At 35.3% G+C, this 26,711-nt stretch carries 30 protein-coding genes; 16 read left to right on the top strand and 14 right to left on the bottom strand.

Translation table 11 applies throughout. From position 1 onward, the window contains the following. Nucleotides 1–29: 29 nt before the first annotated feature. The 5 genes from ACFO3O_RS13695 to ACFO3O_RS13675 all read left to right on the top strand — a co-directional run bounded on the left by ACFO3O_RS13695 (nucleotide 30) and on the right by ACFO3O_RS13675 (nucleotide 3,914). On the top strand, nucleotides 30–404 hold the full coding sequence (locus ACFO3O_RS13695) for a hypothetical protein (RefSeq protein WP_379979740.1): 375 nt from the start codon (nucleotides 30–32) through the stop codon (nucleotides 402–404). Between the two features lie 340 nt (nucleotides 405–744). Continuing rightward, a complete protein-coding gene (locus ACFO3O_RS13690) occupies nucleotides 745–924 on the top strand; it encodes a hypothetical protein (protein WP_379979738.1) in 180 nt (59 codons plus the stop codon). A 641-nt stretch (nucleotides 925–1,565) separates the two neighbouring features. Then, on the top strand, nucleotides 1,566–1,721 hold the full coding sequence (locus tag ACFO3O_RS13685; RefSeq protein ID WP_379979737.1) for a hypothetical protein: 156 nt from the start codon (nucleotides 1,566–1,568) through the stop codon (nucleotides 1,719–1,721). An 873-nt stretch (nucleotides 1,722–2,594) separates the two neighbouring features. Further along, on the top strand, nucleotides 2,595–2,984 hold the full coding sequence (locus ACFO3O_RS13680) for a hypothetical protein (protein ID WP_379979735.1): 390 nt from the start codon (nucleotides 2,595–2,597) through the stop codon (nucleotides 2,982–2,984). 225 nt (nucleotides 2,985–3,209) lie between these two features. After that, nucleotides 3,210–3,914, top strand: a complete 705-nt coding sequence (locus tag ACFO3O_RS13675) for a 4'-phosphopantetheinyl transferase family protein (protein ID WP_379979733.1) — start codon at nucleotides 3,210–3,212, stop codon at nucleotides 3,912–3,914. A gap of 962 nt (nucleotides 3,915–4,876) precedes the next feature. On the opposite strand, the gene ACFO3O_RS13670 is transcribed toward ACFO3O_RS13675, so the two are convergent. From ACFO3O_RS13670 to ACFO3O_RS13650, 5 genes are all read right to left on the bottom strand, one after another. Beyond that, the gene (locus ACFO3O_RS13670; protein WP_379979731.1) at nucleotides 4,877–5,335 is read right to left on the bottom strand and encodes a methyltransferase family protein; all 459 of its coding nucleotides are present in this window, start codon (nucleotides 5,333–5,335) and stop codon (nucleotides 4,877–4,879) included. Nucleotides 5,336–5,413: 78 nt separating this feature from the next. After that, the gene (locus ACFO3O_RS13665) at nucleotides 5,414–5,632 is read right to left on the bottom strand and encodes a YgaP family membrane protein (RefSeq protein WP_379979729.1); all 219 of its coding nucleotides are present in this window, start codon (nucleotides 5,630–5,632) and stop codon (nucleotides 5,414–5,416) included. Nucleotides 5,633–5,843: 211 nt separating this feature from the next. Continuing rightward, a complete protein-coding gene (locus tag ACFO3O_RS13660; RefSeq protein ID WP_379979727.1) occupies nucleotides 5,844–6,476 on the bottom strand; it encodes a Crp/Fnr family transcriptional regulator in 633 nt (210 codons plus the stop codon). Continuing rightward, complete coding sequence (locus ACFO3O_RS13655) at nucleotides 6,473–7,063, bottom strand: class I SAM-dependent methyltransferase (protein WP_379979725.1); 591 nt, start codon at nucleotides 7,061–7,063, stop codon at nucleotides 6,473–6,475. The genes ACFO3O_RS13660 and ACFO3O_RS13655 overlap by 4 nt, the downstream gene beginning before the upstream one ends. A gap of 14 nt (nucleotides 7,064–7,077) precedes the next feature. Continuing rightward, a complete protein-coding gene (locus ACFO3O_RS13650) occupies nucleotides 7,078–7,446 on the bottom strand; it encodes a rhodanese-like domain-containing protein (RefSeq protein ID WP_379979723.1) in 369 nt (122 codons plus the stop codon). A gap of 233 nt (nucleotides 7,447–7,679) precedes the next feature. Between ACFO3O_RS13650 and ACFO3O_RS13645 the strand changes: the two genes are divergently transcribed. Next, nucleotides 7,680–7,901 carry a uroporphyrinogen decarboxylase gene (locus ACFO3O_RS13645; protein ID WP_465251765.1) on the top strand — a complete coding sequence of 74 codons (222 nt, stop codon included), beginning with the start codon at nucleotides 7,680–7,682 and terminating at the stop codon, nucleotides 7,899–7,901. Nucleotides 7,902–8,288: 387 nt separating this feature from the next. After that, the gene (locus ACFO3O_RS13640; protein WP_299210617.1) at nucleotides 8,289–8,513 is read left to right on the top strand and encodes a hypothetical protein; all 225 of its coding nucleotides are present in this window, start codon (nucleotides 8,289–8,291) and stop codon (nucleotides 8,511–8,513) included. Between the two features lie 186 nt (nucleotides 8,514–8,699). Here ACFO3O_RS13640 and meaB read toward each other — a convergent pair whose 3' ends face one another. Beyond that, nucleotides 8,700–9,758 carry a methylmalonyl Co-A mutase-associated GTPase MeaB gene (meaB, locus tag ACFO3O_RS13635; RefSeq protein WP_379979721.1) on the bottom strand — a complete coding sequence of 353 codons (1,059 nt, stop codon included), beginning with the start codon at nucleotides 9,756–9,758 and terminating at the stop codon, nucleotides 8,700–8,702. 294 nt (nucleotides 9,759–10,052) lie between these two features. Here meaB and ACFO3O_RS13630 point away from each other — a divergent pair, with 294 nt between their 5' ends. The 3 genes from ACFO3O_RS13630 to ACFO3O_RS13620 all read left to right on the top strand — a co-directional run bounded on the left by ACFO3O_RS13630 (nucleotide 10,053) and on the right by ACFO3O_RS13620 (nucleotide 13,055). Then, nucleotides 10,053–10,601 (top strand): RNA polymerase sigma factor, encoded by a 549-nt coding sequence (locus tag ACFO3O_RS13630; RefSeq protein ID WP_379979719.1) that lies wholly within the window; start codon nucleotides 10,053–10,055, stop codon nucleotides 10,599–10,601. Next, nucleotides 10,585–11,190 (top strand): hypothetical protein, encoded by a 606-nt coding sequence (locus tag ACFO3O_RS13625; protein WP_379979717.1) that lies wholly within the window; start codon nucleotides 10,585–10,587, stop codon nucleotides 11,188–11,190. Before ACFO3O_RS13630 ends, ACFO3O_RS13625 begins: the two co-directional genes overlap by 17 nt. Before the next feature lie 143 nt (nucleotides 11,191–11,333). After that, complete coding sequence (locus ACFO3O_RS13620) at nucleotides 11,334–13,055, top strand: hypothetical protein (protein WP_379979715.1); 1,722 nt, start codon at nucleotides 11,334–11,336, stop codon at nucleotides 13,053–13,055. On the opposite strand, the gene ACFO3O_RS13615 is transcribed toward ACFO3O_RS13620, so the two are convergent. After that, on the bottom strand, nucleotides 13,056–13,610 hold the full coding sequence (locus tag ACFO3O_RS13615; protein ID WP_379979714.1) for a hypothetical protein: 555 nt from the start codon (nucleotides 13,608–13,610) through the stop codon (nucleotides 13,056–13,058). A gap of 99 nt (nucleotides 13,611–13,709) precedes the next feature. Here ACFO3O_RS13615 and ACFO3O_RS13610 point away from each other — a divergent pair, with 99 nt between their 5' ends. Beyond that, nucleotides 13,710–14,378: a peptidoglycan DD-metalloendopeptidase family protein gene (locus ACFO3O_RS13610; protein WP_379979713.1), complete on the top strand. Its 669-nt coding sequence runs from the start codon at nucleotides 13,710–13,712 to the stop codon at nucleotides 14,376–14,378. A 447-nt stretch (nucleotides 14,379–14,825) separates the two neighbouring features. On the opposite strand, the gene ACFO3O_RS13605 is transcribed toward ACFO3O_RS13610, so the two are convergent. The 6 genes from ACFO3O_RS13605 to kynU form a co-directional block, all read right to left on the bottom strand. After that, nucleotides 14,826–15,659 (bottom strand): Cof-type HAD-IIB family hydrolase, encoded by an 834-nt coding sequence (locus ACFO3O_RS13605; protein ID WP_379979711.1) that lies wholly within the window; start codon nucleotides 15,657–15,659, stop codon nucleotides 14,826–14,828. A 54-nt stretch (nucleotides 15,660–15,713) separates the two neighbouring features. Next, complete coding sequence (locus ACFO3O_RS13600) at nucleotides 15,714–16,136, bottom strand: RidA family protein (RefSeq protein WP_379979879.1); 423 nt, start codon at nucleotides 16,134–16,136, stop codon at nucleotides 15,714–15,716. A 129-nt stretch (nucleotides 16,137–16,265) separates the two neighbouring features. Then, a complete protein-coding gene (locus ACFO3O_RS13595; protein ID WP_379979710.1) occupies nucleotides 16,266–17,663 on the bottom strand; it encodes an FAD-dependent oxidoreductase in 1,398 nt (465 codons plus the stop codon). Between the two features lie 88 nt (nucleotides 17,664–17,751). After that, nucleotides 17,752–18,387: an FMN-binding negative transcriptional regulator gene (locus tag ACFO3O_RS13590; RefSeq protein WP_379979709.1), complete on the bottom strand. Its 636-nt coding sequence runs from the start codon at nucleotides 18,385–18,387 to the stop codon at nucleotides 17,752–17,754. 55 nt (nucleotides 18,388–18,442) lie between these two features. Further along, nucleotides 18,443–18,919, bottom strand: coding sequence for a hypothetical protein (locus tag ACFO3O_RS13585; protein ID WP_379979707.1), 477 nt, complete (start codon nucleotides 18,917–18,919; stop codon nucleotides 18,443–18,445). A 116-nt stretch (nucleotides 18,920–19,035) separates the two neighbouring features. Continuing rightward, on the bottom strand, nucleotides 19,036–20,316 hold the full coding sequence (gene kynU / locus ACFO3O_RS13580) for a kynureninase (protein WP_379979705.1): 1,281 nt from the start codon (nucleotides 20,314–20,316) through the stop codon (nucleotides 19,036–19,038). A gap of 128 nt (nucleotides 20,317–20,444) precedes the next feature. On the opposite strand from kynU, the gene ACFO3O_RS13575 reads away from it, so the two are divergent. The 4 genes from ACFO3O_RS13575 (at nucleotide 20,445) to ACFO3O_RS13560 (ending at nucleotide 25,037) form a co-directional block, all read left to right on the top strand. Beyond that, nucleotides 20,445–21,605, top strand: a complete 1,161-nt coding sequence (locus ACFO3O_RS13575; RefSeq protein ID WP_379979703.1) for an MFS transporter — start codon at nucleotides 20,445–20,447, stop codon at nucleotides 21,603–21,605. 64 nt (nucleotides 21,606–21,669) lie between these two features. Further along, on the top strand, nucleotides 21,670–22,302 hold the full coding sequence (locus ACFO3O_RS13570) for a 7-carboxy-7-deazaguanine synthase QueE (RefSeq protein WP_379979701.1): 633 nt from the start codon (nucleotides 21,670–21,672) through the stop codon (nucleotides 22,300–22,302). 99 nt (nucleotides 22,303–22,401) lie between these two features. Then, the gene (locus tag ACFO3O_RS13565) at nucleotides 22,402–23,754 is read left to right on the top strand and encodes a UDP-N-acetylmuramate--L-alanine ligase (protein WP_379979699.1); all 1,353 of its coding nucleotides are present in this window, start codon (nucleotides 22,402–22,404) and stop codon (nucleotides 23,752–23,754) included. A gap of 173 nt (nucleotides 23,755–23,927) precedes the next feature. After that, nucleotides 23,928–25,037 carry a DinB family protein gene (locus ACFO3O_RS13560; RefSeq protein ID WP_379979697.1) on the top strand — a complete coding sequence of 370 codons (1,110 nt, stop codon included), beginning with the start codon at nucleotides 23,928–23,930 and terminating at the stop codon, nucleotides 25,035–25,037. A 380-nt stretch (nucleotides 25,038–25,417) separates the two neighbouring features. Here ACFO3O_RS13560 and ACFO3O_RS13555 read toward each other — a convergent pair whose 3' ends face one another. Then, nucleotides 25,418–25,861, bottom strand: coding sequence for a DUF1569 domain-containing protein (locus ACFO3O_RS13555; RefSeq protein WP_379979695.1), 444 nt, complete (start codon nucleotides 25,859–25,861; stop codon nucleotides 25,418–25,420). Between the two features lie 139 nt (nucleotides 25,862–26,000). Between ACFO3O_RS13555 and radC the strand changes: the two genes are divergently transcribed. Beyond that, the gene (radC, locus tag ACFO3O_RS13550; protein ID WP_379979693.1) at nucleotides 26,001–26,699 is read left to right on the top strand and encodes a RadC family protein; all 699 of its coding nucleotides are present in this window, start codon (nucleotides 26,001–26,003) and stop codon (nucleotides 26,697–26,699) included. Nucleotides 26,700–26,711 lie beyond the last annotated feature (12 nt).

Raw genomic sequence — 26,711 nt, 5'->3', positions numbered from 1 at the left:
AAATAATAAACATATCTAAAAATCAACTCATGAAACATCTATTTAACTACTTACCATATATAATCATTATTGGATTGCAATTTGTAATACCTAATTATACTGTTCTGGTGCTAAGTACTATTTTAGTGGGATTAGTAGCTTCTTTTTATATGCCAAACAAGAGTGTCTTTTTGAAAAGCTTTCTTTTGACATTTATAGTTTTCATAATTGTATTTTTTATGTACAAATCACGCGTTTTATACATGGGGCCTGTTTTCAATAGCTTTGGATTGCCAGATTATTCTTTATACTTAATCTTTCCTATTTTTAATGCATTAAACGTTGCAATACTTTTCTTAGTAGGGTATAAGTTAGGAACTATGCTTTCTTCTATAACTGTGAAAAGAACTTTGGAAGAAGTGTAAATAATTCATGGCATACTATCTTTTAAGTCTATTCTGATACTTGACTATATGATTTCTTCTTTCATAAGAAGAGTCATTCTATTTACAAAACTCATCCACTCTATTTCATAAATAACTAGCGCTTTTAGAAATTAAGAACCCCATGCCTACAGACATACAAGGCATGCTTCTTAAAATCTAAAAAAGAGCGAACTATTCATGTACCTATAATTTTTTCTTTAAGCTAGTTACAAGACAGTAGTATTATAAATTCTAATAACTAAAACCAAATAATTTATAGTGTTTAAACCTTGATGGACCATAATTGTTCAAGGAATAATAATTAAAAATAATATACAAGATGGAAAACAGAAAATTAAAAAATCTAGGGCTCAATCTAGAGAAAGTAACCATTTCAAGATTAAAGCAAACATCAGTTAAAGGTGGCGCAGATGAAGGCACTACTGATCTTGTAAACGTGAGACCCACACAAGCAGGTGAAAGCTGTATCTGCACATGGCATAACGCTTTAAGTGGTTAGACAATTATATTTAATAATGCTCTCAATTGTATAGAAAATTGAGAGCGAAAATCAAATTAATAATTACTGTAACTCAGTTAGAATAGTACCTAAGCCTTGATAGGTGTCCAATGTTCAAGGAACGTATACTTATTAACCATCATGAAACATAAAAAATAAAAACCTAGACCTTAATTTAGAAATAACCATAATCTCTAGGTTATGCTTAAGCTCACTTAAAGGAGGAGTAAATAATGATGAATCAATTAATTGTAATCCTCAAAAAAACACATGTGTGTCGCGGTTGTGTACCAGGATAATTAGATCACTCAATGTTAATTAAGGTTGCGCTATCAATACTTATAGCAATAGATTGATAGCTTGATTTCTTGATGGGCTTTAAATAGTTTAAAAATGATAAAGTAAAATTTAAAAATTTAAAAACTAAAAAAATGGAAAATAAACAATTTAGAAACAAGCAGATTAATTTTGAAAAGATGACAATTTCAAAATTAATACAAAGGCATATCCAAGGAGGTGTAAATCCTATATATAAGCCTGAAAACATAGACTATTCTTGCTCATGTGCCTGTGGATCATTACCAGATATAATTAAGTGTTAAAACAAATCAATTTTCATTCATAACTAAAATTAAATTATCATGAAAACAAATAAATTAACAATACTCTCTCTTGAGAAGCAAACTATTACAAGATTGCATAGCCTTACTATCACCGCAGGTAATGTACCATTAGATCCAGAAAATGATATGGGGTATACAGGTGAAAATAGAAGCTGTCACTCTAGCTATTGTTAAAAGCTAGTCTAGTGACAATACATAATAACAGTAACAAATATCTTATGAAAGCAAATAAAACATTTAAACTTACACTAAGAAAACACGTCATTTCTAAGCTTAGTAAGATCAAAATTATGGGCGGACTCATGGACTTTGCAACACAAAGTGATCAAGCGCAAACGGGATGTAATACAAATTGCCAAACACATATATGTTAAGTATTCTATGATAATTAATGCATCCTATTTAAATCCAATCAATCTTAATGTAAAATAAAGGATCTTGATGCTATACCTAATTATTAGCATTGGTTGAGAAACCACAATACACATATTTTTATAAATGAAATAGCCAGCATATTATATACTATGATGTGTTTCATTAATACGCTTTCGCGAAAGCGAACCCTACAGGTATCCTTTTAGTAAGAAAATACACTCCTATGAGTCGCTTACTAGGACTTAAGATCCTTTCTTTTACACAAGAACATTTTTAACAATTCAAAACAAATCGACATGGAAAAAAATAAACCAAAATGTAAGTGTGCTCAATTTGGAGCTCTATGTGGACGTAAATTAAGTCTCATCAAACAAGGAAAGTTAACTTTGGAGTCTGCGTCTAAAGAAATACAATGCCCCTTAAAAAATACATCGGTATACGCATCCTAAACAATAGATGTAAAACTTAGCTCAAGAGAAATTTATGTAACCCTGACAAACAAATTTTTACCAATGGTAAATACAATCAAAATAAGTATAAGAGAAGAAATACATTGGGTATAATTATTTCAATTCGCTTAGATATTATTTTATGATATCTGGCCTTTTTTTAAGATACTTATTCAAAATGATCTCCTTATCATAAAAGTCTAATTTAATAAACCATAATACTATGAATGTAGAATTAGAATATGCACCAGAAATTATAGTAAGAGACATAATTCCAAAAGCTTTAGAGATTAAACAAGATCATATTAATATTTTAGGAAACCATTTTTTAGTATTAATAGATGATGAGGGTAACTTTAAAAAGATTAATAATATACTACTAGACAAATCGAGTTCTTTTAAGTTTACTCAATTACTTTGGAATTTTGCTTTTGTTCTTGTGGCAGTGCAGAAGTCTAAAGGACAATTTGGACATACAGACGCAAGTATAAAAATTAAAAAAACACTTAAAAAAATCCTCATCAAACTTAAGATGAGTAATTGTATTTATGATATAACAACACTAATTCAGTATATGGAAATAGAAAGAGCTTATATCAATAATTTACTTTAACAACCTCACCACAATAATAACAGTTACATACCCTTGTAACGAGACCAAAATAATAAAAATAGACTTTGAATATACAGGTAATCTTCACAAGAATACGCTGTAGCATATTTTCATTATTGATGTAAATCAGTATTGAAAAAGAAACATAACAATTTGAAAAGTTTAATACAAAACCCTACTGTAAAGAGATATTCTTTATGAGAAGGTTTTTTACACCTATTTATCATGATCACACAAAACACAACATACAACGTAGCTTTTAGTGATTTTAAATCCATCCCTCAGATAGATTTGAGAGAAGATGAGTATTATTTATTTCAGTATTCTTCGGATAATGACATGGATCAAAGTATTTTAAAAGAGTACTTAGAATTTTTACCTCAAAAATTTAAGAAAGAGGTACTCAAATATAGAAGGTGGGATGACCGCTATAATTGTCTATTTGGAAAGCTTATGATATACATGGGGTCATATCTATTTGGATATAATGCTTTTATGTTTGAAAAAATCCTCAAAGATACTTATGGGAAACCATACATGGTAGACAGTAATTTTAACTTTAATATTTCTCATAGCGGTAATACGGTGGTATGTGTTTTTAGTAAAGAAGAAATAGGTGTGGATATTGAAGAAATTAATGATATCGAATTTGACCTGTTTAAAGATGTATTTACAAAAGATGAGTTAAAAGATATCAAAGCTCAAGGGCTGGATAAATTTTATGAGTACTGGACCAAAAAAGAATCTGTAATAAAAGCAGTAGGTAAAGGAATGTCTATCCCTCTTACAGATATAGAGATACGCAAAGAATCTACCAAGTATGAAGATGATACTTGGTATACAAAAAGCTTTAAAATGGACAATAAGTATTGCTCCATTACCTCAAAAAGTAAATTAAAAATGGCTCAAGAAATGCACGTGGTGTTTTAATATACATACGTGTAAATAGTTCCATTCCTAAGAGCCTACACACTATTATCAAATAATAATGTGTAGGCGTTATTCCTCTATTAATGAATAGGTGTTCGCTTTCGCGAAAGCTTAAAACTCATGCCTTCAAATATAGAAGGAGTGTATCATTAGGAATTCAAAGAACTTTCGAATGCTAGTGAAAAACGATATAACACTTTGTTATAGGGTTAGAACCAAACACACAACTTTACACAATTAATTTATATGAGAAATGACGTTGCAATTTAAGAATAACACATTGATATTAATCAAGTTGGGCTTAATTGTTAATGCGAATTTATAAATAGAAGTCTAAAGTAGTTATAGACTTAAAATGTTAACTACAATAGTAAACTATAAATAGTATTATCATGAAAAAAAAGAATCTAAAAAAACTAAACTTAGAAAAAACGAAGGTATCTAAGCTAGTTCAACGAAACATAAGAGGAGGAGCTCAAGTAAAAGTAGCTGATTCAATATTAGTGCACGAGACTGAAGTAACATGTAGGACTCAACCTTATCACGCAGAGTGTAGATAAGATTTGTGATTACATTGAATAATTTTTAAGCTTTAATCTAAGAATTATAAGAAAAATCCAATAACAATAAATACTATTAAAAATTTAAAAATGGCATTTTAAAAATAGGTGAATCAAAATTAATTCCTATGAAAGCTATTATTTGATATTTAATATTGGCAATTACATCAGGACTGTAGGGCTTTGTTTTAATTACAATTATAAATTAAGTAATTAAAGTACCGTTAGACATTAAGGTAGTATATATGTATATGTTTTAAACTACAATATGTCATTATAGTAAAACTCACACCTATAAATTCCTACAACTAGGAGTTTATAGGTGTGAGTTTTTTTTGTTTGTATCTAGCCTGTATTGGTTTCATAATATATGCGCTTTCGCGAAAGCGTATAAAAGAACCCTTAAACCTTTATTTTGGGAAAGAAACGCCCTGTCTTTTTCTTATAACCTGAATATCCTTTGAAACTACCTGCTAATCTCTCTTCTTCATAACGAGATTTGAAGGTAAACAGTACAAACAGAAGAAAAGTGACTAAGAGTTTATATCCAGAGCTTACATAGATGCTATACCCTAAAAGAAGCATCAAAATTCCAGTATACATGGGATGACGTATGTATTTGTACAGCCCATTTTGAATAAGAGATGACCCTGGTTTTGGGGAAGGAAAAGGGGAGAGATACTTGTTGAGTTGAAGCAAAGAAATAAGAATGATTATAAAACCTATAAAAACCCCTATAATTCCTACAGTAGAAACGATATCAGGAAGCACAAACCTTAATTGAGCTATTTCAAGAATAAATAAGATAAACAACACAAATTGTATCAAAACATAAATGATATCAGCTTTGGAACGTTTCATACAAACAAGATACGCCAAAAGCTTATGTTATCATACAGGGTATCCAGTATGATGTACCAAAAAGTAGTATTACTCTTGTTATTCTTGATCTTTGGGAGATTCTTTAAATGTTTTTAAACCTACAGCTGCATACAAAGGGCAAAAACTAATAAAACTAGTGAGAAGAAATATAGCAGCTGCAGCTAGCAAGATATATGCTAAGGTTCCTTCAATAACGTTTTGCCAGTATAACACACCTACAACAATAGCAATGACAAATCTCACAACACGATCTATAGTTCCCATATTCTTTTCCATAATATTCTATGTATTTGTTATTTATTTTCTATCATAAAGTAGGCTACTGTAAATAGGGTGGCACATATCATGCAGACCAACAACAGTTTTATTCCTTTTTTCATGAGATGAAAATCTTACTACAACAAATATAAAAAGGGAGGTTCTCAATTCTTGTGACATATGTTACAAGATATAAATTGAATGTTATTCTGGATATTTTAAATTGTTTTTACAAAACCTCAATACTACCTTGTTTTAAGATAATTGCACCTTCATTTTCCAGCTTTTTAAGTAATCTGGATATAACTTCTCTAGAAGATCCAAGCTCAATCGCTATTTGTTGGTGTGTGGTATGTAAAACAGTATTCTTCTTTAAGACAACTTCTTTTTTTAAATACTCCAACAATCGGATGTCTTTGTTGGAAAATGTAAGAATCTGAATAACGGTGAGGAGTTCCTCAAACTTGATGTTAAAAAGATCATATATAAACTCATTCCACTTTGGGTATTTTTTTGCAATTACCATTACCTTATCAACAGGTATGACTACAATTTCTGCCTTTTCTTCAATAATAGCTTTGACTTGACTTGATCCATTGCGAGACATACTTAGTACAGACATTACACAGCTTTCTCCTGGTTTGATATAATACAAAAGGACTTCGTGCCCGTCTTCATCTTCTTTAAAGACTTTTGCCAAGCCTGAAATAAGTAATGGGATCACCTTTACATAGGCTCCCTGTTTTAAGATAACCGTCCCAGCATCAAGGGTAACCATGGTGCTTATAGCCATAATATCCTGCTTGAGCGCCGGCATGGTCACTAGTTTAGGGAAATAGGTATCTAGTGCTTTAGAAATCAAACCAACTGTTTTTTATTCATTTTTATAAATAGTTCTCTCCCAGATCTGCTCTCGACCGAGTTGGTGGCCGTCTGCATGATCTCAATATCAAAGTAAGGTTCAAATAACTTCTTATATTCCTCAGTATTTCCTCCAAAAGGAGGATGATCTTTGTACAATGGTACATTGAATAATAATCCTGTTATTTTTCCTTGTGGTGTGAGTAAACTATGCATTTTTTTCGCGTAAGCGGGTCTCAACGTAGGATCAAGAGCACAAAAAAAAGTTTGTTCTATAATAAGATCAAAAGGTAGCGCTACATCAAAAAAATCTTTTTGAAGAAGTTGGTTTTTTGGAAAATCAGGAATTCTTTTTTGAATATTTTGAAGAGGCAATGCCGCAATATCGATCACATATACATTTGAAAATCCATTTTTAAACAAATACTCCGCCTCATAAGAATTTCCACCGCCAGGAATTCCTATTTTAATCTCCTTGTTATCCAATTGATCTATATATTCTTTTATGGGTGTAGAGATAACTCCTAAGTCCCAACGAGCGGTGTTTTCTTGATATCTATTCTCCCAATAATCACTAGTAAACTTCATGCTCATGTATTGTTTTAGTTTTGACTCCAAACACTCCATCCGCCCGTAAAATCATAGATGGTTGTAAAGCCTAATTCCTGTATAAGCTTACTTGCACGATGACTTCTCACTCCTGAATGACAATAAATATACACAGGCTTTGTCTTGTCTAATTTTTGAATTTCTGCGGTAAACCTTTCTTTATCTGCGATATTTATATTGATGGCATCATCTATATGCCCTTTGTTGTATTCCTCCTCAGATCGCACATCAACTAGCTGTACATCTTTGCCAATGATATCTGTTTTTACAGATTGAACATCAATGATATAAATTCCTTTTTCTTCTTGGCTGACACAAGAAAAGCTAAGCAAAAGTAATAAAATGGATAGTGTATTTCTCATAACTATTTAGTATCTGTAAAGTATTAATATTAGGGATCTGTGAGGTATAAATATAATAACTATGTGACGGTATTAAGAAAAAATATAGTTGATATTATTTTTGCGTCTACATTTAGGTGATCAGAAAAGCGATATAAAGCAGCGCTGATTCAAAAGGTGATATTTGAATCGGGTAATTAAAACTAGAGATACACTTTATATCCTTAGCTTTGCTCCTAAAAAAAAGCAAGACGATGGAATTTAATTCAGTGGAAGTTGTGGGATACCTAGCTAGTTTATTTGTGCTCCTATCCTTCTTTAGAAAAGATATTAGGCAACTTAGAATTGTAAATTCTATAGGGTGTACGCTTTTTATAATCTACGGATTCTTACTGATGAGTATTCCAATTATAATTACCAATATTGCTATTTTATTGGTAAATGGGTACTATCTTTTTGTGAAAAAAACTTCATAAAAAGAATCGATATCTTCCTATTCAATAGTAGATTTCTGAATGATTTTTATTCTATTTTGTTTAAAAAGAAATAGGATTTAAGTCGTTTTAGAGACTTGTTTCCTAAACAAAATGGGTAGTAAATCTTATGTAATCTCTAAAAAAGACTACTTTAAGACAGTAAAAATAAAAATAAAACAGTTATTTTCTGCGCGTATAAAAATGTTAAAAAACTATATAAATGACTAATATTTAGATATTTAATGCTTAATTTAGGCCTGTGATAAATAAAGTGCTATATAAACAAAATGTTAACATAAATATAATCAATGAATCTTTTTTGTCTAATAAACTTTGTTTATTTACATTTACCCACTTACAAATAATATGCAACAAACAAATACAAGTATGGATATTTTAACTGAAGCGGAAGCTTTTGAAAATTCCAAAATGAGTCATATGTCTACAAGTGATCGTGTGGTAGCTTCCAGAGAAGCAAAGCGACTTATTTTAGCAATTAATGACATTTACAAGGAAACAAAAGAACCAGAGCTGATGGATATGATGAAGAGGCTTACAGAAAAAAAACGTAAGATAGAAAAGCGTCTCAAAGGACGTCCAGATACCGCTTAAATATACAATGGCTCGCAAACTGCGAGCCATTTATTTTTTAGTAAAACACTATTTTGTAAAGTCTGAAAGACGCATACAAAATAGGTAGTTGAACTAATCCCGCTGAAAGCGGGATTTATGCTTTAATGCTTCAACCCTTGGGTCGATTTTTAATGTCTAGAACTTGGTCTAGAATTTAATACATTTTTATTCTTTCTTCAGTGATAATAATTCCCGTGCTGCACTAAATGGTGAAATCCTATTTTTTGATAACTGTTCTAAAAGGATAGGCAATCGTTTCTTTACGTGTGGATCTCTATAAAAATTCTCTTTCAAACTATTTTCAATCGTCTGTAATAACCAATAGGTATTCTGCTCGTGGCGTTTTCTGGTAAAATATCTATTCTCTTGCGTAAGGTCTTTATAAGAAACAATAAGCTCCCAAATCTCTGAAATTCCTTTGTGTTTTAATGCACTGCATGTACGTACCTTAGGTGTCCATTGACTATCTTTTGGGGGATATAAGTGTAACGCTTTCGCGAAAGCGGCCTTAGCCAGCCTCGCAGGTTTTTCATTTTCTCCATCGGCTTTATTAATCACAATCGCATCTGCCATCTCAATAATCCCTCGTTTGATGCCTTGCAATTCATCACCAGCTCCTGCCAATTTTAATAATAAAAAGAAATCCACCATAGAGTGCACCACAGTTTCACTTTGCCCAACACCCACCGTTTCTATAATAATCGTATCAAAACCGGCAGCTTCACATAAAATAATAGCCTCGCGTGTTTTACGGGCCACACCTCCTAGGGAATCTCCAGAAGCTGAGGGTCTGATAAAGGCATTTTTGTTCTGAGACAACGTATCCATTCTCGTTTTATCTCCTAGAATACTTCCGTGAGAAAGCGAACTCGACGGATCTACAGCGAGTACAGCCACCTTTTTACCGAGTGTAGTCAGATAACTCCCAAAAGATTCAATAAAGGTACTTTTTCCTACCCCAGGGACCCCTGTAATTCCAATACGTATCGATTGATTTGCATGCGGGAGACATTTTTCTATGAGTAGTTGTGCTTGCTCTTGATGTTTGACCACGGTACTTTCTACTAGCGTAATCCCTTTGGATAATGCCGTATGATTCCCCGCAATAATTTCTTGAGCAAGAAGCATCACATCAAGACTGGGTTTCTCCTTCTTAATAGTTCCTTTTGCAAACGCAGGATTAATCCCTTTGATAACTTTTTTATGTTCTTTATTTGATTCCAAAAATTATTTTTATCTATGAGTACTTTTAACACAAACTCTCGTAAATGCAGTAAATTTAGTATAAAGTAAACTACCTTGGGTCAAGCCTACAAGGTACTTTAAGGAAAACAATTTGATTTAGAGACAAGCCCTTACAGCATTTAAATCTCGATGATCAAGTAAAGGTACTAAATTTCAAAGGGCAAATTTTTTTTACTTTTTTTGCAACATCCATTATTTAGTGTCGTATTTAAAACGAATAGCAAATAAAAAGCATCTATTTTTATAGATGAAACACTAACCAAAAACAATACTTTGCTTACAACTGATATTATAGAACAATGTAAACGCAACGATCGGAAGGCACAGTTGCAACTGTACAATAAATACTGTGATGGTATGTACCACGTGGCTTTTCGATTTTTGAAGAATACATATGAAGCAGAAGAAGCCATGCATGAAGGATTCATCAATGCGTTTTCAAAATTGCATCAGTTTACAGGAGAAGTCACTTTTGGAGCTTGGTTAAAACGGATCGTGATCAATAAAAGTCTCGATATGATCAAAGCAAAAAAAGCCACGCTAATCCCATTGAATGAAGAAGTGATAGGCAAAGTAGACGATGATACCGAAGATTGGAATGTAGATGATCAAGTTACGGTAGACCACGTCAAGAAAGCAATCGCTGAGTTACCTGAAAAATATCGCTATCCGCTTATGCTATTCCTTATTGAAGGATACGATCATCAGGAAATATCAGAAATTTTACATATAACAGAAGTAGCCTCTCGTACCATGGTGCACCGCGGTAAGAAAAAGTTACAAGAACAATTAAAAAAAGAAAGCTATGGCACAGGATCTTAGAAACATGCTAAAGCACGCAAAAGAAACGCATACTTCGCCTTTGAGAGCAGGGCATCAATCTCGTTTTGAAGACCGTCTTTCAAAAGCACTACCACAGGAAAACATACCTAGTGGCTCTAAAAAAGGAGTATTCTTCTTTATGAAAATAGCAGCAATGCTCGTTATCGCTTGTGGTATTATTTGGGGTGTGGCTAAGTTCGCTTTCGCGAAAGCGGATTCAGAATCACCACAATTAGTACAACAATCACCTAAAGAATCAAAAGAGGACAGGATATTACAATTAAGTGATCTCTCTCCAGACTTTAAGAAAATAGAAGATTATTATTTAGCGAGTATCAATCTAGAGTTGGCACGATTAGAGATCACTGATGAAAATCAAGAACTCATCGATTCTTTCTTAAAACAATTAAGTAAGCTAGATGAAGAGTACAAGCTATTAAATAAAGAACTTACAGAAAGCGGTATCAGTGAAGAAATGGTAAACGCAATGATCGATAATTTAAAATTACGCGCAGAGCTATTATCCAAACTGAAACGCAAATTAACCGAACTAAAGGCATCTCAAGAAGATGCGATCCAAACGATCTAAAAAAATATATAAATGAAATGAGCATAAGCAAAATTAATTTTTTGCATATCAACCGAAACAATTAAATTTTTTATACGAAAGCGTAGCGGTTGATTTTAGCAGAAAATTTTTATTAGACTCATTCGATAAAAATTTTTAATAAAATGAAAACAACAAAGATATATTGGTTTCTAATGGCATGGTGTATCATGCTATCAGGAAGTGCATTTGCACAAGCCAAAAAAGAGAAATTAAAAGAACGTTTTAACACCAATAAGGATGTTGAAATAGAAGTAGATACTCGATATGCCGATGTGATTTTTGAAACTTGGAACAAAAACGAAGTTTCTGTAGAAGCGTATGTCGAAGGAAAAGATGGAGAACAAGCATTAAGAGATTGGGATTTATCTGTAACAGGCAACAGTGACCGTATTCGTGTAAGTAGCTCTAGCGGTTATAAAGGAGATGCGACAGTCATTCATTTAGATGATTTTGATGACATTAACCTTGATATTAACCTAGACGAGTTAATAGGAGAAACCGTAAGTATTGTAAACCCTGTGATGGAAGGCATTGTAGGACCTATCTTAGAAGGGTTGATGGGAGCGCCATTGCCTAAAGAGTTTTATGAAGAATTAGGAAAAACAAAATTTGACCACGAAGCCTATCGCAAAGAGGGAAGAGCGTATCTAAAACGTTATGAAAAAGAAATGGAGACGAGCTTTGGTCCTGAATTTGACAAAGCGATGGAAAAATGGGAAAAAGAAAATGATTTCTCTGAAAAAGGATTTTTAGGAGGTGCACTCAGTGGACTTATGGATATTCCAAGATGGCCATTTGGAGACACAGGAAATATTAATTTTAATGACAACGAGTATAGTAAAGACAAACAAGCCTACGTAGATAAGCTTAATAGAAAGTACGATACCAATGTAAAAGTACGTGAGGTTGATGCTTGGCTTAAAGAGATGAAAATTTGGGAAAAAGAGTTTGAACGCGACATGGAAGCATGGGGAGAAGATTTTGAACTTAAAATGGAAGACTTCGGGAAAGCCATGGAAAACTGGGGAGAAAACTTTGGAGAATCTATTGAAAAAGCTATGGAAAATTGGGGAGAAGATTTTGGAAAAGACATGGAGAAGTGGGGAGAATCTTTTGGAAAAAAAATAGAGAAGTGGGCCGAAGAGCATGAAGCAGAATGGGAAGAGCGCCATACCGAAGATGAGCATGGGAATAAGAAGTCTAGTTATCGTTTTAACTATGATACAGATGATAAACCGAGTCGTGATGTAAAACGCACCATTATTATCAAAATGCCTAAAAAAGCAGTACTAGACCTTAACGTACGTTATGGGAAAGTAAAAATGGCAGCAGTATATAACCCTAAAGCAACCATCTCACATGGTAGCTTTGCGGCGACAAACATTGATGGAGGGGAGACCTCCATCAATGTTTCTTACAGCCCAATTACCATTGGCTCTTGGAACGGAGGGGCACTAGAAGCAAATCACGTGAAGGAATGTACCATTGCAAATGCAAAAGACATTGCATTAACCTCAAATTCTAGTAATGTGATTATTAATACCTTATCTGGTTCAGGACTTTTTTCTGGATCTTTTGGGCAATTATCGATTCCACAAGTCATAGATGATTTTGGGTCCCTCACCATTATTCTTGAAAACAGCGATCTTGTTTTAAACTTACCCAATAGTGCTTTTACCTTTAATTACAGTGGAGAATTAAATGAGTTTTTAGTCCCAAGAAAATTAGAAACAAAAACCATAAAAAACAATAAAACGGCTATGGTTAATGGATTTCATAAATCTCGAAATACCTCCAATGTCATTACCATCACAGCCAAGTATAGTGATGTTGTATTAAAATAGTTATCGCCCTACCCAGTTAATTAAGAATACCTCAACCAGAGTTTCTAATCCTACAGCCAGTATCGCAAGACCATACCCAATCCACATTCTTTTTTTTGTTCTAGAGATCTTTATAGTCTCCAACAGTTTTTTTACAGCTTCTATAAGCTGTTTTTTGTTGTAATAGAGAATGTAACAACACATCCCAAAATACAACAGAGCACTCAACATCGCGCCATTAGAAATTTCAAAAAAGAAATCAACGACAATGATGTTGAGTAGTATTGGAATTAATAAAGCGACTCCTATCAGTTTTGTTTTATTGAAAAGAAGCAATCCACCACCTACAATTTGGGAGATGCCTATAAACCAGATATACCCTGTAGAAAATCCAAAAAAGGTCCAAGCCAAGTCAAAACCCCCTACCTCAGCAATAGGCGTAGTAGCCATCTCTTCTGGAAGGTTTCCTGCTCTGTGAAACTGTCCGCCCATCATTTTCCCGATTCCATATACCCATATTTTTGACCATACATAGATCCGACACGTTAATTCTAAAATCCAAAGATGTTGCTTCATTCGTGTTATTTTTCTATCTGACTGTTTTTTTAAGGTTTTCGTTACAGAAGAATCCTTATTTTTGATGAAATATCAATGTAACGATCTATCTTATATCCCATGATAGCCGATTTATCTTCTTCTTTTATCCCTGTAATTGATCCTGATTTTAAACCATCAGAGTACACACCTTTAGATTTGTCAACGGCAAATACATCTCTAGATGTAAAGGTTTTAAAAGATCCCAAAAAGCATCACGCACAATTACAAGACTTTTTAAAAGAACGTCAAGCCAAGGTTGCCTATGGCGGCTACCTCGAGCAACGTAAATTATACGATCGCTCTGATTATTTTCAAGCAGAAGACCCAGGTGATAAACGAAATATTCATTTAGGAATAGACCTTTGGAGCGAGGCAGGCACCACTGTAATCGCTCCACTAGACGGAACTATTCATAGTTTTCAAGAGAATACGAATTTTGGAGATTATGGACCTACCATTATTCTCAAACATAAGATGGAGGATGTTACATTTCATACCCTATACGGACATTTAAGCAAGAGGTCTTTAGAAGGTTTGGAGATAGGAAAAAAAATAAAAGCAGGAGATCAAATTGCCACCTTAGGACAGCCATTTGAAAATGGTGATTATGCACCGCACTTACACTTTCAGATCATCATCGATATGCAAGGAAAAAAAGGCGATTACCCAGGTGTATGCTCTAAAAATATGCTTGATTTTTATAAAAAGAATTGTCCAGACCCTAACCTGTTACTTAACATATACTAAATGAAACACCCGGATTACGGGGTGGTTGTTTAAAATAAAACGTACTTTTCAGAACGTTTAATTTTAAACTTTCCGTTCTTCTGATGATGATACATTAGAATATTATAAACAAAATTGCCCAGACCCTAATCTGCTGCTGAAGATATACTAGTCATCTCGACTAAAAGGAGAGATCACACAAGTAGCTGTTAGCTTTTGGACTTTAGCTGTTAGACGGTGGTTTAATAAAATTACTTGCAAACGAAATCCCTCTATTATTATTTGAATAAAGGGAGAAAACATAACTCCTGAAGCAAAGCGATTCTGATTCCATTGTAAAACGGTCAACGCTATTTAGGGAAGGTCATATGCAAACGACTAAAGACTAAAGACCAACGACTGACTGGTAATGTAATTTCTCATCGACTGTACTTCGTTTTGTTGAAAAGACAACGCGTTCAAATAAGACTACTGTCCACTCACAAACCTCTCAATCGCCTTCGCCACCGCATCTTCTTTATTGGTAAACGGACTCACATAGTTAGCCAATCTTTTCAATTGATCTGTCGCGTTAGCAACGGCGACACCAAATCCAGCGTGTTTAATCAATTCTTCATCATTGTGATTATCTCCAAACGCCATCACAGTATCCATTCCGAAATCAAAGTTGTTCTCTAGTAAAATACGAAGCGCTTTTGCTTTGTCTATATGCTTCGGTGTGATTTCGAGATACGTATCTTTCGATCGGTATAAATGAACCGCATCTGAATATATATCTGAAAGATGCGAAACAATGCTATCTATTTCGCCAACATCTCCCATGCACATGAGTTTATGAGGCGCCCTTTGTGCTTTACGAAGTGTTTCTAGACTGTCCAAAGCAGATTGATACGTTGGAGTGACTCTCGTGTTATTTATTTCGCGTAAGCTCCAAAAATCCTCCTGATCTGTAAACCAATCATCATCGGCATAGATACTCAGATTATAGGTGTATTTAGCGTGATGTGGCAACAAGGCTTCCAAAATTCCTAGTGGCATCGTATGACTCTCAATACAAACCCCGTTTTCACCCAAAATAAGCCCACCGTTATACGCAATAAGCGGTGCATTTTTTATACCGAGTCCTTCTTGTAAGTAATACATCGCACTCGGCATACGAGATGAAGCAAGTACGGTTGGAAAATTCACTCCCACCGTATCGGTAGGCAAGTTCGCGAAAGCGGACACAGTAGTATCACTCAAATACCGATCTGCATTCAGTAAGGTGCCGTCTATATCTGTGCAAATGAGGTTATAGTTCATCTAAAATTATTCACTAGCTAATTTTCCGTATTTCGTCGTTCGTACCTCCTACTTCTAACCTTTAAGGGGCTTATACGCCATCACCTTAATCTCCACCACCAAATGCGGGTGCGGTAATTGGTGAACCGCCACTGTGGTGCGGGCAGGACCTGTTTCTTTTTTGAAGAATTCTCCATACACCTGATTGTAGCCCGCAAAATCATTCATATTGACTAGAAAAGAAGTCACATCAACCACATCTGCCATCGTTGCATTTTCGGTAGCGAGATAATCTTTGATATTGTTTAATACCGCGCGCGTTTGTTCTTTAATATCTAAATGCATCGTACCCATGTCATCTACTTTATGGACCCCGGCAAAGGTATTGTCCGGAAGTCGGCTACTGGTGCCAGACACCAATAAAAAATCACCCGCACGTTTTACATGGGGATACGCCCCCCGCGGACTTGCTTTACCTTCTACTAAATTACTGCTCATGGTTTTTTTATATTTTAATAAACTTATTATTTCATCAGCTATCGACTGCGCTCGAGGTGACATTTTGGTTTCAAGTGTCCGTTCGAGCCTTTCGACTTCGCTCAAGACAGGCTTTAGTCGAGAACCTTTCTACAAGTTTTCGACAATCGCATCGTCATGCAATATGTCATTGGTTTCTTGTTGTACTTTTTCTAATTTCGCTTTAAGCGAAAGATCCTCAGGGAGGGCTCCTTCGTCTAGTAAACTTAGGATGGCTTTGTCTTGTGCTCTTCCCCGTAACATCGCTTCTCTGTAGCCAATAGCTTCATTGAAAGTGACCAAACTATACTTGGAGTAATAGTCATTAGGAAAATCTCTTTCAAAGGCTGTTTCTAATTTTCGTTTTTCCTGAAACAAGGGATTCGCCGTGTGTTCTTTCATTTCATGAAAATTATCGACAGCAAGATCAGCAATCGCATCGGTATCTTTTTTACGAGCTTTTTCATATTCCTTAAAAACCGTTTCCCAATTTCCTTGAAATTTATCTAGGACGGCGTCAAAAACCACTACATCCTCAAAACTCGCATTCATTCCTTGTCCGTAAAACGGAACAATCGCATGCGCGGCATCTCCGAGAATACAGGTCTTTCCAAAAGAATGCCACGGACTACATTTAATAGTTCCTAGAGGCCCTGTGGGGTTTTCTTGAAATTCTTGAATGAGGTTTGGCATCATGGCCACGGCATCAGGGAATTGTCTAGTGAAATATTCAGAAATCGCTTCTGGAGAGTTTAGCGAAGCAAAACTATCGGGCGCATCGTCATAATCTAAGAATAAGGTAACGGTAAAACTACCATCCAAGTTGGGTAATGCAATAATCATATCGCGTCCTCGCGGCCAAATATGAAGGGCATTTTTTTCTGTACGGTAGCCACCACCTTCTGCCGGCGGAATAGACAGCTCTTTATATCCATGCCCTAAGTATTCTTGTGAAAAACTAAATAAAAACTTCCGATTCAAATACATGCTTTTACGCACTGAAGATCCAGCACCATCAGCACCAAGAATCACATCGCCAGAGAAAGTATGCATCTCCTTAGTGGTGTATTCCTCAAAGGTAGCCGTCGCATTTTCTAAATCGACTTCTTGACATCCTAAATTAAAATGAATCGTAAGATCATCAAATTTGTCAGCAGCATTGAGTAACATTTCATTGAGATCACTTCGCGAAATCGAATTAATATACTCATCTGTTCGTCCGCTATACGGACTAAAAAACGTATTTCCTTGAGGATCATGAATCATACGACCATTCATCGGGATGCATAGTTTGCGCACCTCATCTTCAAGGCCTACCAATTTAATGCCTGTCATCCCTCGGTCTGAAAAAGCAAGGTTGATAGATCTACCTGCATCTTGATGTACTTTCCTCGGATCAGGCCGTTTTTCTACCACCGTCACTTTATAGCCTCTTTGCACCATGCGCAGTCCTAATAACGAACCGCAAAGTCCCGCGCCTATAATTAATATATGTTCTTGTTTTCTCATATCGTCATTCCCGCGAAGGCGGGAATCTCTTTAAATTAATACTTATACCTCCTTATTAAACAACCACTTCAAAAAGGAATCTCATTAATTAATCTGTGTTTTCCTTTATCGTACCCCTCAATTTCTCCATCTCCTCTGCAATCGCGATTTCTTGCGGACATCCCGTATTTTTTAATTGATGTACCACATTCTCATGGTTTTTATCATCTCTATTTTGAGATAACTTATACGCTGCTTCTATAGATGTAATAGCAATTTCAAAACCGATGACCCCATTTAGTTGTCGTAAGGTTTTCTCCGAAAGTGCCTCCATACGAACTGGCTTTTCTTGTGTATCTTCATACGTATGCATTAGAGTTTTTACCGAATTCCATAACCCTTCTTGATCTAATAGGGTGAGTTTTCCGCGAACGTGCACAGCGATGTAATTCCACGTGGGGACTTCTTCAAAATCATACCAGCTACTCGATACATAACTATGCGGACCATTAAAAATACATAAGGCTTCTGCGCCGTTTATAATATGTGCACATTGCTCATTTGCCTTTGAAATATGCGCATGCAATATTTCTGTGCCATCCTCTTTTGTAGCATATTCTAAAGGAATATGCGTCGCTAGTGACACCCCATCTTTGTTGGTGACAAGAATACCAAAGCTATTTGCTTTTATAAATGCCCTAATTTGTTCAGGTTTTTCGTTTTTATAGATGTCAGGTATATACATTTTCTATGCCTGCGAAGGCAGTTATGTTTTACTATTTATAAAAATGAATAGTAGATTATTTTAGTTTTTCTATAAAGGTATTTGAAAATTTAATTTCATCTTTTAATAATTCATAGTAAATCTGATCTTGCCCTTGGTCAATATAGGTTATTTCATTTTCTTTATTAAAATAAATGGAAATACTAGATGCAGGATCATATATAGTTCCAATCGACTTAAGAGATTCGCTTTCTTTCTCTAACTCATCAGTTACGACATATTTAAAATCTTTATTTAATAACCTTTTGTAACTTAAACTAGTGTTTCCAAAAGAAATTTCTATGCCTTTGGTGGAAAAAATACTGTCATTAGACTTGTATGAGAAGTACTTTTTATTCCAAATATCTATATGTAATATGTGTGTTGAATTGCGAGTGATATTTTCAGATGAATAGATGTTAATGTCTACTAATATGTTATTTATATAATCCTTTTTAGAAGTATCAAATACTCTTCTTTTTAGGTGAGCATCAGTAATTTTTTGTAATGACAAGTTCTTATAAATAATATTGGATTTACAGGAAAAAAGGTATAAACAAATGAATAATATGTAGTAATTATTATTTATCTTCATGACTCTAGTCTAGCTCTTTATGATAGATTTGACTTTTACTCCAACACTTTTTTCAATCGTTGTACAAGTTCATACACATCTTCATAACTCGTATATAAAGGCGCTGGTGCCACACGAATCACATCGGGTTCTCGCCAATCTGAAATCACGCCCGCTTTGGTCAATTGATCATGCAAACTGCGGTCTGCATTTCTAACCTGAATTGAGAGTTGGCAACCTCGTTGCTCAGGATCTCTTGGCGTAATTACCGAAATACGGTCGTTATCCAAATCGTCAAGTAAATATTCTAAATAACCGGTGAGTTGTATGGATTTTGCACGGATGTTTTTCATGCCCGCTTCCGCGAAAATATCTAAAGAAGCCCTCACCGCTGCCATTGATAAGATAGGAGGATTGGATAATTGCCATCCTTCAGCCGTTGGGATGGGGTCAAACCCATGTCGCATATTAAAACGTGTGTCTTTATTATGTCCCCACCAACCCGCAAAACGGTTCAGTTTTTTATCATGATGATGACGCTCGTGTACAAAACAACCACCCAAACTTCCAGGGCCGCTATTTAAATATTTATAGGAGCACCAAACGGCAAAATCAGGGCCGTTTTTGTGTAAATCAGGCATGATATTCCCTACACCATGTGCCAAATCAAAACCGACTTTACTGCCGTTGTTATGCCCTAGTTGTGTGATTTTATGAATAGGGTAGCATTGTCCAGAGTAGTAATTGGTATTTCCGATTAAGAAAAGTGCAATACTATCTCCGTGTTCTTTGACGAGATCTTCGAGATCTTCATAACGACACAAATTTTCTCCTTCTCTCGGTTCCCATAGAATCAGGCTTTCGGCAGGGTCATGTCCGTGATGTTTGATCTGACTCTCCACCGCATATCGATCTGATGGAAAGGCATCACTTTCTATAATAATTTTATGGCGCGTAGGGGTAGGTCTGTAAAAAGAGACCATCATTAAGTGTAAGTTTGTCGTGAGTGTATTCATCACCACAACCTCACTCGGTAAAGCACCTACAATATCCGCCATTTGATTGGCTAGAAACTCATGATACGGCATCCAAGGGTTTTTAGCATCAAAATGCCCTTCGACACCTAGATTTGCCCAGTCGTTGAGTTCTTGCTCTAAATACAACGCCACCGATCGGGGCTGACAACCGAGACTGTTTCCGCACATATAAATAAGCGGATTGTCCTCTTTATCTACGGGGAGATAAAAACGATCTCTGAAATGAGCAAGTGGGTCTTGGGTGTCTTGCGCTTTCGCGAAAGCGCGCGTATTCTGATACGTAGTTTTAGATATGGTCATTTGCTACTATTAATGCCTATAAAAATACGCATTATACGGCGATGTGGAAAGTTATTTACGTAAACGTTTTCGTAATTCGATGAATATTTTGTGACTTTTATATCTTCCGATTTAGTAGCTTTGAGTCCATGAATTCATTGCTGTTAATCCTTTCGCGAAAGCGGTATTTTGCTCCAGTATGGGTGTTTGCTTCTATCAATATCATGGTAGGCACATGGGTGCTTTATATCCCAAGAGTCAAAGAAAAATTGGCTATAGATGATGGAGATATTGGGATTGCTTTATTTTGCTATGCTGTTGGAGGTCTTTTTGCAGTTACTTTTTCTTCAAAGCTGATCGATGCCATAGGCGTGGGGAAGTCTACCTTGTATGGGATTATCATTTTTTCCTTATTATTTTTATTTCCTATTGTAGCGCCATCGTTAGTTTTGTTGTGCATTAGCCTATTTGTAGCTGGAATGAGTAGTGCTTTTACCGATATAGCGATGAATGCCTTAGTGTCTGAATTAGAAAAAGAAGATGAGGTTAATTTCATGAGTGCTGCACATGCTTTTTTTAGTTTGGGAGGTGTTTTAGGTGCAGGTATCGGTAGTCTTGTGATTGGAGCTGTTACATTTCCTTTTATTCATATAATGGGGGTTGCATTTGTGCTTATAGTGACGAATGTATTATTAGCTAGAAATTTCATAGCCATTGTGAATAATCCTGTTGAGAAAGAATCGACAGGATTCTCACTAAAACTGCTAAAACCTATTTTTGCGTTAACGATTATCTCTTTTATCGTGATGGGGAGCGAAGGATCCTTGGAGCAGTGGAGTAAATTATATCTTGAAGACGTTGTAGGAGTATCACTAGAGTGGTTGGCTGGTTTTGGGTTTGTTATTTTTAGTGCTGCGATGACCATAGGAAGATTTTTTGGTGATGAGATTAGTTCTCGAATTGGTTCTTATCGTATTATTATATATGGATTACTGATTGCGATTGTTGGGTATATAGCTATTTTATCTCGATCACAAGAGCTAAGTTTAGTTGGATTTGGTCTCGTTGGGATTGGTTTTTCTGTGATTATTCCAGAGTTATTTCGAGTCGCAGGAAAAGCAAAAGGAGTGACCCCTTCTCAAGGAATTTCGATCGTTGCGGGAATGGGCTTTGTAGGATTTATGGCTGGCCCTGCTATTATGGGGTCTTTGGCAGCTGCTTTTTCATTGTGGACTAGCTATTTAGCTTTAGGAATTGCAAGTGGTGTTGCCTTTGTAGCGGCAATGCTATTATTTCTTAAAAGACGATAAACTACCTTTAAAAAGTTAGTTTTATAGGTTATAGACTATTTGCTAGTTACTATCTTTGTTGCTTATGACAAAAGAGGCCATACAATCACGAGTAGATTTAGGAGAATTACTTCCGTTGATGGAAGAGTTTTATACCATTCAAGGAGAAGGATATCATAAAGGAACGGCTGCATATTTTATACGGATAGGGGGATGTGACGTGGGTTGCCACTGGTGTGATGTAAAAGAGAGCTGGGATGCTGCGATTCATCCACCTACTGAAGCCGTCACCATTGCCGATAATGCTGCCAAATACAGTGACACAATTGTGGTGACAGGCGGGGAGCCTTTAATGTGGGATATGCAGCCTTTAACGTCTTTACTTAAAGAAAGAGGTTTGAAAGTCCATATAGAAACCTCTGGTGCGTATGATCTTTCTGGGGAATGGGATTGGATTTGTCTGTCCCCCAAAAAACGAATGTTGCCGAAAGAAGAAGTATCTCAAAAAGCAAACGAACTGAAAGTGATTGTCTACAATAAAAGTGATTTTGCGTTTGCTGAAGCCCAAGCCGAAAAAGTGTCTAAAGACTGTATTTTATATCTCCAGCCTGAATGGTCAGTACGTGATAAAATGATTCCGCTTATTGTTGATTATGTGATGGCAAACCCGAAATGGAAAATATCACTACAGACACATAAGTATTTGAATATTCCATAGAAGAGACCGCTCGCTTCACTTACTTTTAGAAATCTATACTCTTTTTTCTATATTCTATTCTCTAAGTCTTATTTTTAAGGCTGATTACAAAAATTATTTATGAACGTACATTTTATAGCCATCGGCGGTGCAGCGATGCATAATCTAGCCTTAGCCCTACATCATAAAGGATATCACGTTACAGGAAGTGATGATACGATTTTTGATCCGTCGAAATCTCGGCTAGAGAAGTATGGGTTATTACCAGAAACATTTGGGTGGTTTCCAGAGAAGATAACCAAGGACCTTGATGCCGTTATTTTAGGAATGCATGCTAAAGAAGATAATCCTGAACTACACAAAGCACAAGAGTTAGGGCTTACCGTGTATTCATATCCAGAATATTTGTACGAGCAATCCAAAAATAAAACCCGGGTGGTGATCGGTGGGTCGCATGGAAAAACCACCATTACCTCTATGATTTTGCACGTGATGCATTATTGGGAAAAGGAAGTCGATTATATGGTAGGGGCACAACTGGAAGGTTTTGAAACCATGGTACATCTCACCGAAGAGAACGATTTTATCGTACTAGAAGGCGATGAATATTTGAGTAGTCCGATAGACCGTCGACCTAAATTTCATTTATACAAACCTAATATTGCTTTGCTAAGCGGTATTGCTTGGGATCATATCAATGTGTTTCCAACGTTTGAAAATTATGTGGAGCAGTTCCAAATATTTGTCAATAGCATGACGAATGGCGGTGCGATGGTGTACAATACAGAAGATGCTGAAGTTGTGACGGTTGTCGAAAATGCAACAGCGCATATTAAGAAATATCCGTATGAAACTCCTGTGTATGAGGTTGAGGACGGGGAAACATTGTTGGACACTCCAGAAGGTCCTATGCCTATAGAAGTATTTGGAAAGCATAATTTAAATAATGTAGCTGGCGCGAAATGGATTTGCCAACACATGGGTGTGGTTGAAGAAGATTTTTATGAAGCGATTGCTACGTTTAAGGGTGCTTCAAAACGTTTAGAAAAAATAGCAGAAAGCACCACAAATGTCGCCTACAAAGATTTTGCACACAGTCCGTCTAAAGTAAGTGCGACCACCAACGCGGTGAAAGAACAATATCCAGACCGCACGCTAGTCGCTTGTCTAGAATTACACACCTACAGCAGTCTCAATGCTGAGTTTTTATCCGAATATCAAGGAGCACTTGATGCCGCAGATGTTGCTGTGGTCTTTTACTCTCCACATGCCGTTGAAATCAAGAAATTAGAAAAAGTAACCGAAGAGCAAATTGCCAACGCGTTTCAAAGAGACGATTTGATTATTTACACCGATCCCGCTCAGTTTAAAGACTATTTGTTTGGTCAAAAATTTGAGAATACCGCTTTGTTATTAATGAGTAGTGGTAATTATGGCGGATTGGATTTTGAGGAGGTGAAGGGGATTGTATGATTTTTTGATAACATCTTGTATTTATTAATGTTAAAAAATAAAATTAACTAATATAGCTTTACTTATATGTTATTTTTGTGATTGATTTAAATGAAAAGATTTAAATTTTTACTTAAAACACATGATTTTTCAAGTTTTATTTTATGATAAAAAAAACACTTTTTTTACTGCTAATGCTAATATCCTCAATTTCCTTAGCGCAGAATAATAAATCGCAGGAATCCAATAATTGGACTGCTATTTCTCAAGAGGTTAAAATAGAGGTTGATACGGTTAAACAATTTGTTTTTAGAGGATATGTTAAGGCGACTAAAATAGATACCGTTTCTTATGGATCGCTATTTACACTTATTGAGCTAAAAAATGGAGAATGGGGATCTTGGAAAATAACTAGAGATACTATTGTAGATCATTTAGATTGGAAGGAGCATGTTATTGAAGGAGAAATTAATAAAGAAACTTCTCGTATTGTTATAGGAGCTTTTGTTTGGGGAGATGTAACTTTTTATTTTGATAATTTTCAATTAGAAATTGAAGATGATAAAGGTGATATGATTCCTTTTTCTATAGGTAATTATAGTTTTGAGAAGGCTATAAATGATGAGGTTGTTGATAGCTGGTTTGAGGGAATCACCGCAAAACCTGAAAAATCTGTAAAAGAATTTGAAATCGTAGCTTCCAATAAAGCGTTTCATGGTAAACAATCTATAAAAGTGACAGGTTCTGGCACAGATCCAAATTTGTATGATCAGGCTATAAAACCTGAGGAGAATTATAAACCACAATTAGGTGTTTTGATTTCTATGCTGGATCAGTTAAAAAAGCGAGTAAGAACTAAAGTTATAGGAATGACCGATTATGAGATAGATCACTTGCATGATGATGAGGCAAATAGTATTGGAGCACTCGTAATGCATCTTGCAGCTGCAGAAGTCCTATATCAAGTACGAACATTTGAGAATAGAGGTTTTAATAAAGAAGAGGAGGAGAAATGGGGTGCTGCACTTTCTTTAGGTGATGAAGGGCGCAAGAAATTTAGAGGTAAACCTATTGACTATTATCTAGAAGAATTTGATAAAGTTCGTGCTCATACTAAAGAACTCTTTAAAACAGTAGACGAGGATTGGTTACAAGAAGATATACCTGAATTTGGAATGAATAAATACTATGGTTGGTTTCATGTGATGGAACATCAATCTAGTCATTTAGGACAGATACTTTTTCTTTCTAAACGAATTCCGCCTGAACCTACCATTAAAGTTAATCCTGATATAAAAAATTAGTTTCTGATAGTGTATTTTTTAAGCTTACAATAAATAAAGAAATAACACTTCAACAGTATCTTGATTTTATGATTTCATACAAACAAAGTGTGTATGATTTAAGAGACGAGCAGCGTAGTATGAATAAAGCTTTAAACGCCTATAAAATCAACGAAAAACTGAAGTATCCTTTTTATTTTATAGAAGGCATAGAGGAGTAAACATAGACTTTTAAACTATTAAGGGCAATATTCTATAGGGTTTATCTATAATACAAAGCTATCTTTTTTCATTTGCCATTCGTCGCTCAATATTCGTCGCTTTAGGTTTTTTAAAGGATAATACACAAAGTTTTCTATTTTTTTATTCGTCGTTCAACATTCGTAATTCTACGCTTTATTTCACACTCCAAACTGTCGTAAATGATGGTCTAAGTGCTTGTACTGCATCTTGCCGTACTGCTCTTTGGTAAATTTTCCAAAAGAAGGATGTATAGGCCATTCTTCGCGATCACGTTTGCTATCAAATTCATCCAATAAGGCTTCTAATGCTTCTTTTTCTTGGGTAAATACTCTAGGTTCTGTTTGTTTTAAGGGCTTGGCTGTGGGAAGTCCTTTTTTCCAAAGTTTGTCACTATACATGGATTTTTTAAATAACAAATTAATCAACCAATTAGGTTTAAACCCGTAATCTTCTTTTTCTAAAATGATATTTAACGGTGCTTGGCAATGACGCAGCATTTGTCCAGTAGTCATCTTTCCCCATTGGCGTTCGCTATCTTCAGAAAGGGCATTAAGACGTGTGCGGATCTCGGTATAAGCTTCTTGGTCAAAAAGTGATTTCATGATCGTATATGGTGTTTATAGAAAAGATTTCTAATGAGAACTATGTTATAAAATTACTCAAATAATTCTGAATATATCTCTTATAAGTTAATACCAACATTTTTAGTACTTTAGTGACGTCAGAAAAATAAGTATTTATATGTCAGAAAATCAAGTTTCATTCTCGATCAAGAATTGGTCGGAGGATGACCGCCCTCGTGAAAAATTAGTAAATAAAGGAAGATCAGCCCTTTCAGATGCAGAACTCATTGCCATTCTTATAGGCTCTGGGAATCGAGACGAAAGTGCCGTAGGGCTAAGCAAGCGTATTCTAGCAGCTACGTCCAATAACCTATCAGAATTAGGAAAACGTTTCGTCAAAGATCTTAAAAAATTTAAGGGAATCGGTGAGGCTAAAGCTGTCACGATCGTTGCGGCGCTAGAGCTGGGAAGGCGTAGAAAAGAGGGCGATACGCTTTCGCGAAAGCGTATTACTTCCTCCTCCTCCGTATACGAATTATTACATCCTATTATTGGAGATTTACCTCATGAAGAATTTTGGGTCGTGTATCTCAATAATTCCAACAAAATTTTAGAGAAACAACAATTGAGTAAAGGCGGTATTACGGGAACATTAGTCGATGTGCGTTTGGTTCTTAAAACCGCATTAGAACTTAATGCAGTCGGTATTATCCTAGCACATAATCATCCTTCGGGCACCTTAAAACCTAGTCAGTCAGATATACAATTAACCCAAAAGTTAAAAGGCGCTGCCGCTAGTTTAGACCTGAAGGTGTTGGATCATATCATTGTGACCGAAAAGGCGTATTTTAGCTTTGCCGATGATGGCTTACTTTAATTAGTTTTACGA

The sequence above is a fragment of the Dokdonia ponticola genome (assembly GCF_042653865.1).
Taxonomy (GTDB): domain Bacteria; phylum Bacteroidota; class Bacteroidia; order Flavobacteriales; family Flavobacteriaceae; genus Dokdonia; species Dokdonia ponticola.
The sequence above is the reverse complement of the archived record's forward strand: the minus strand, read 5'-3'. Positions and strand labels throughout refer to the sequence as shown.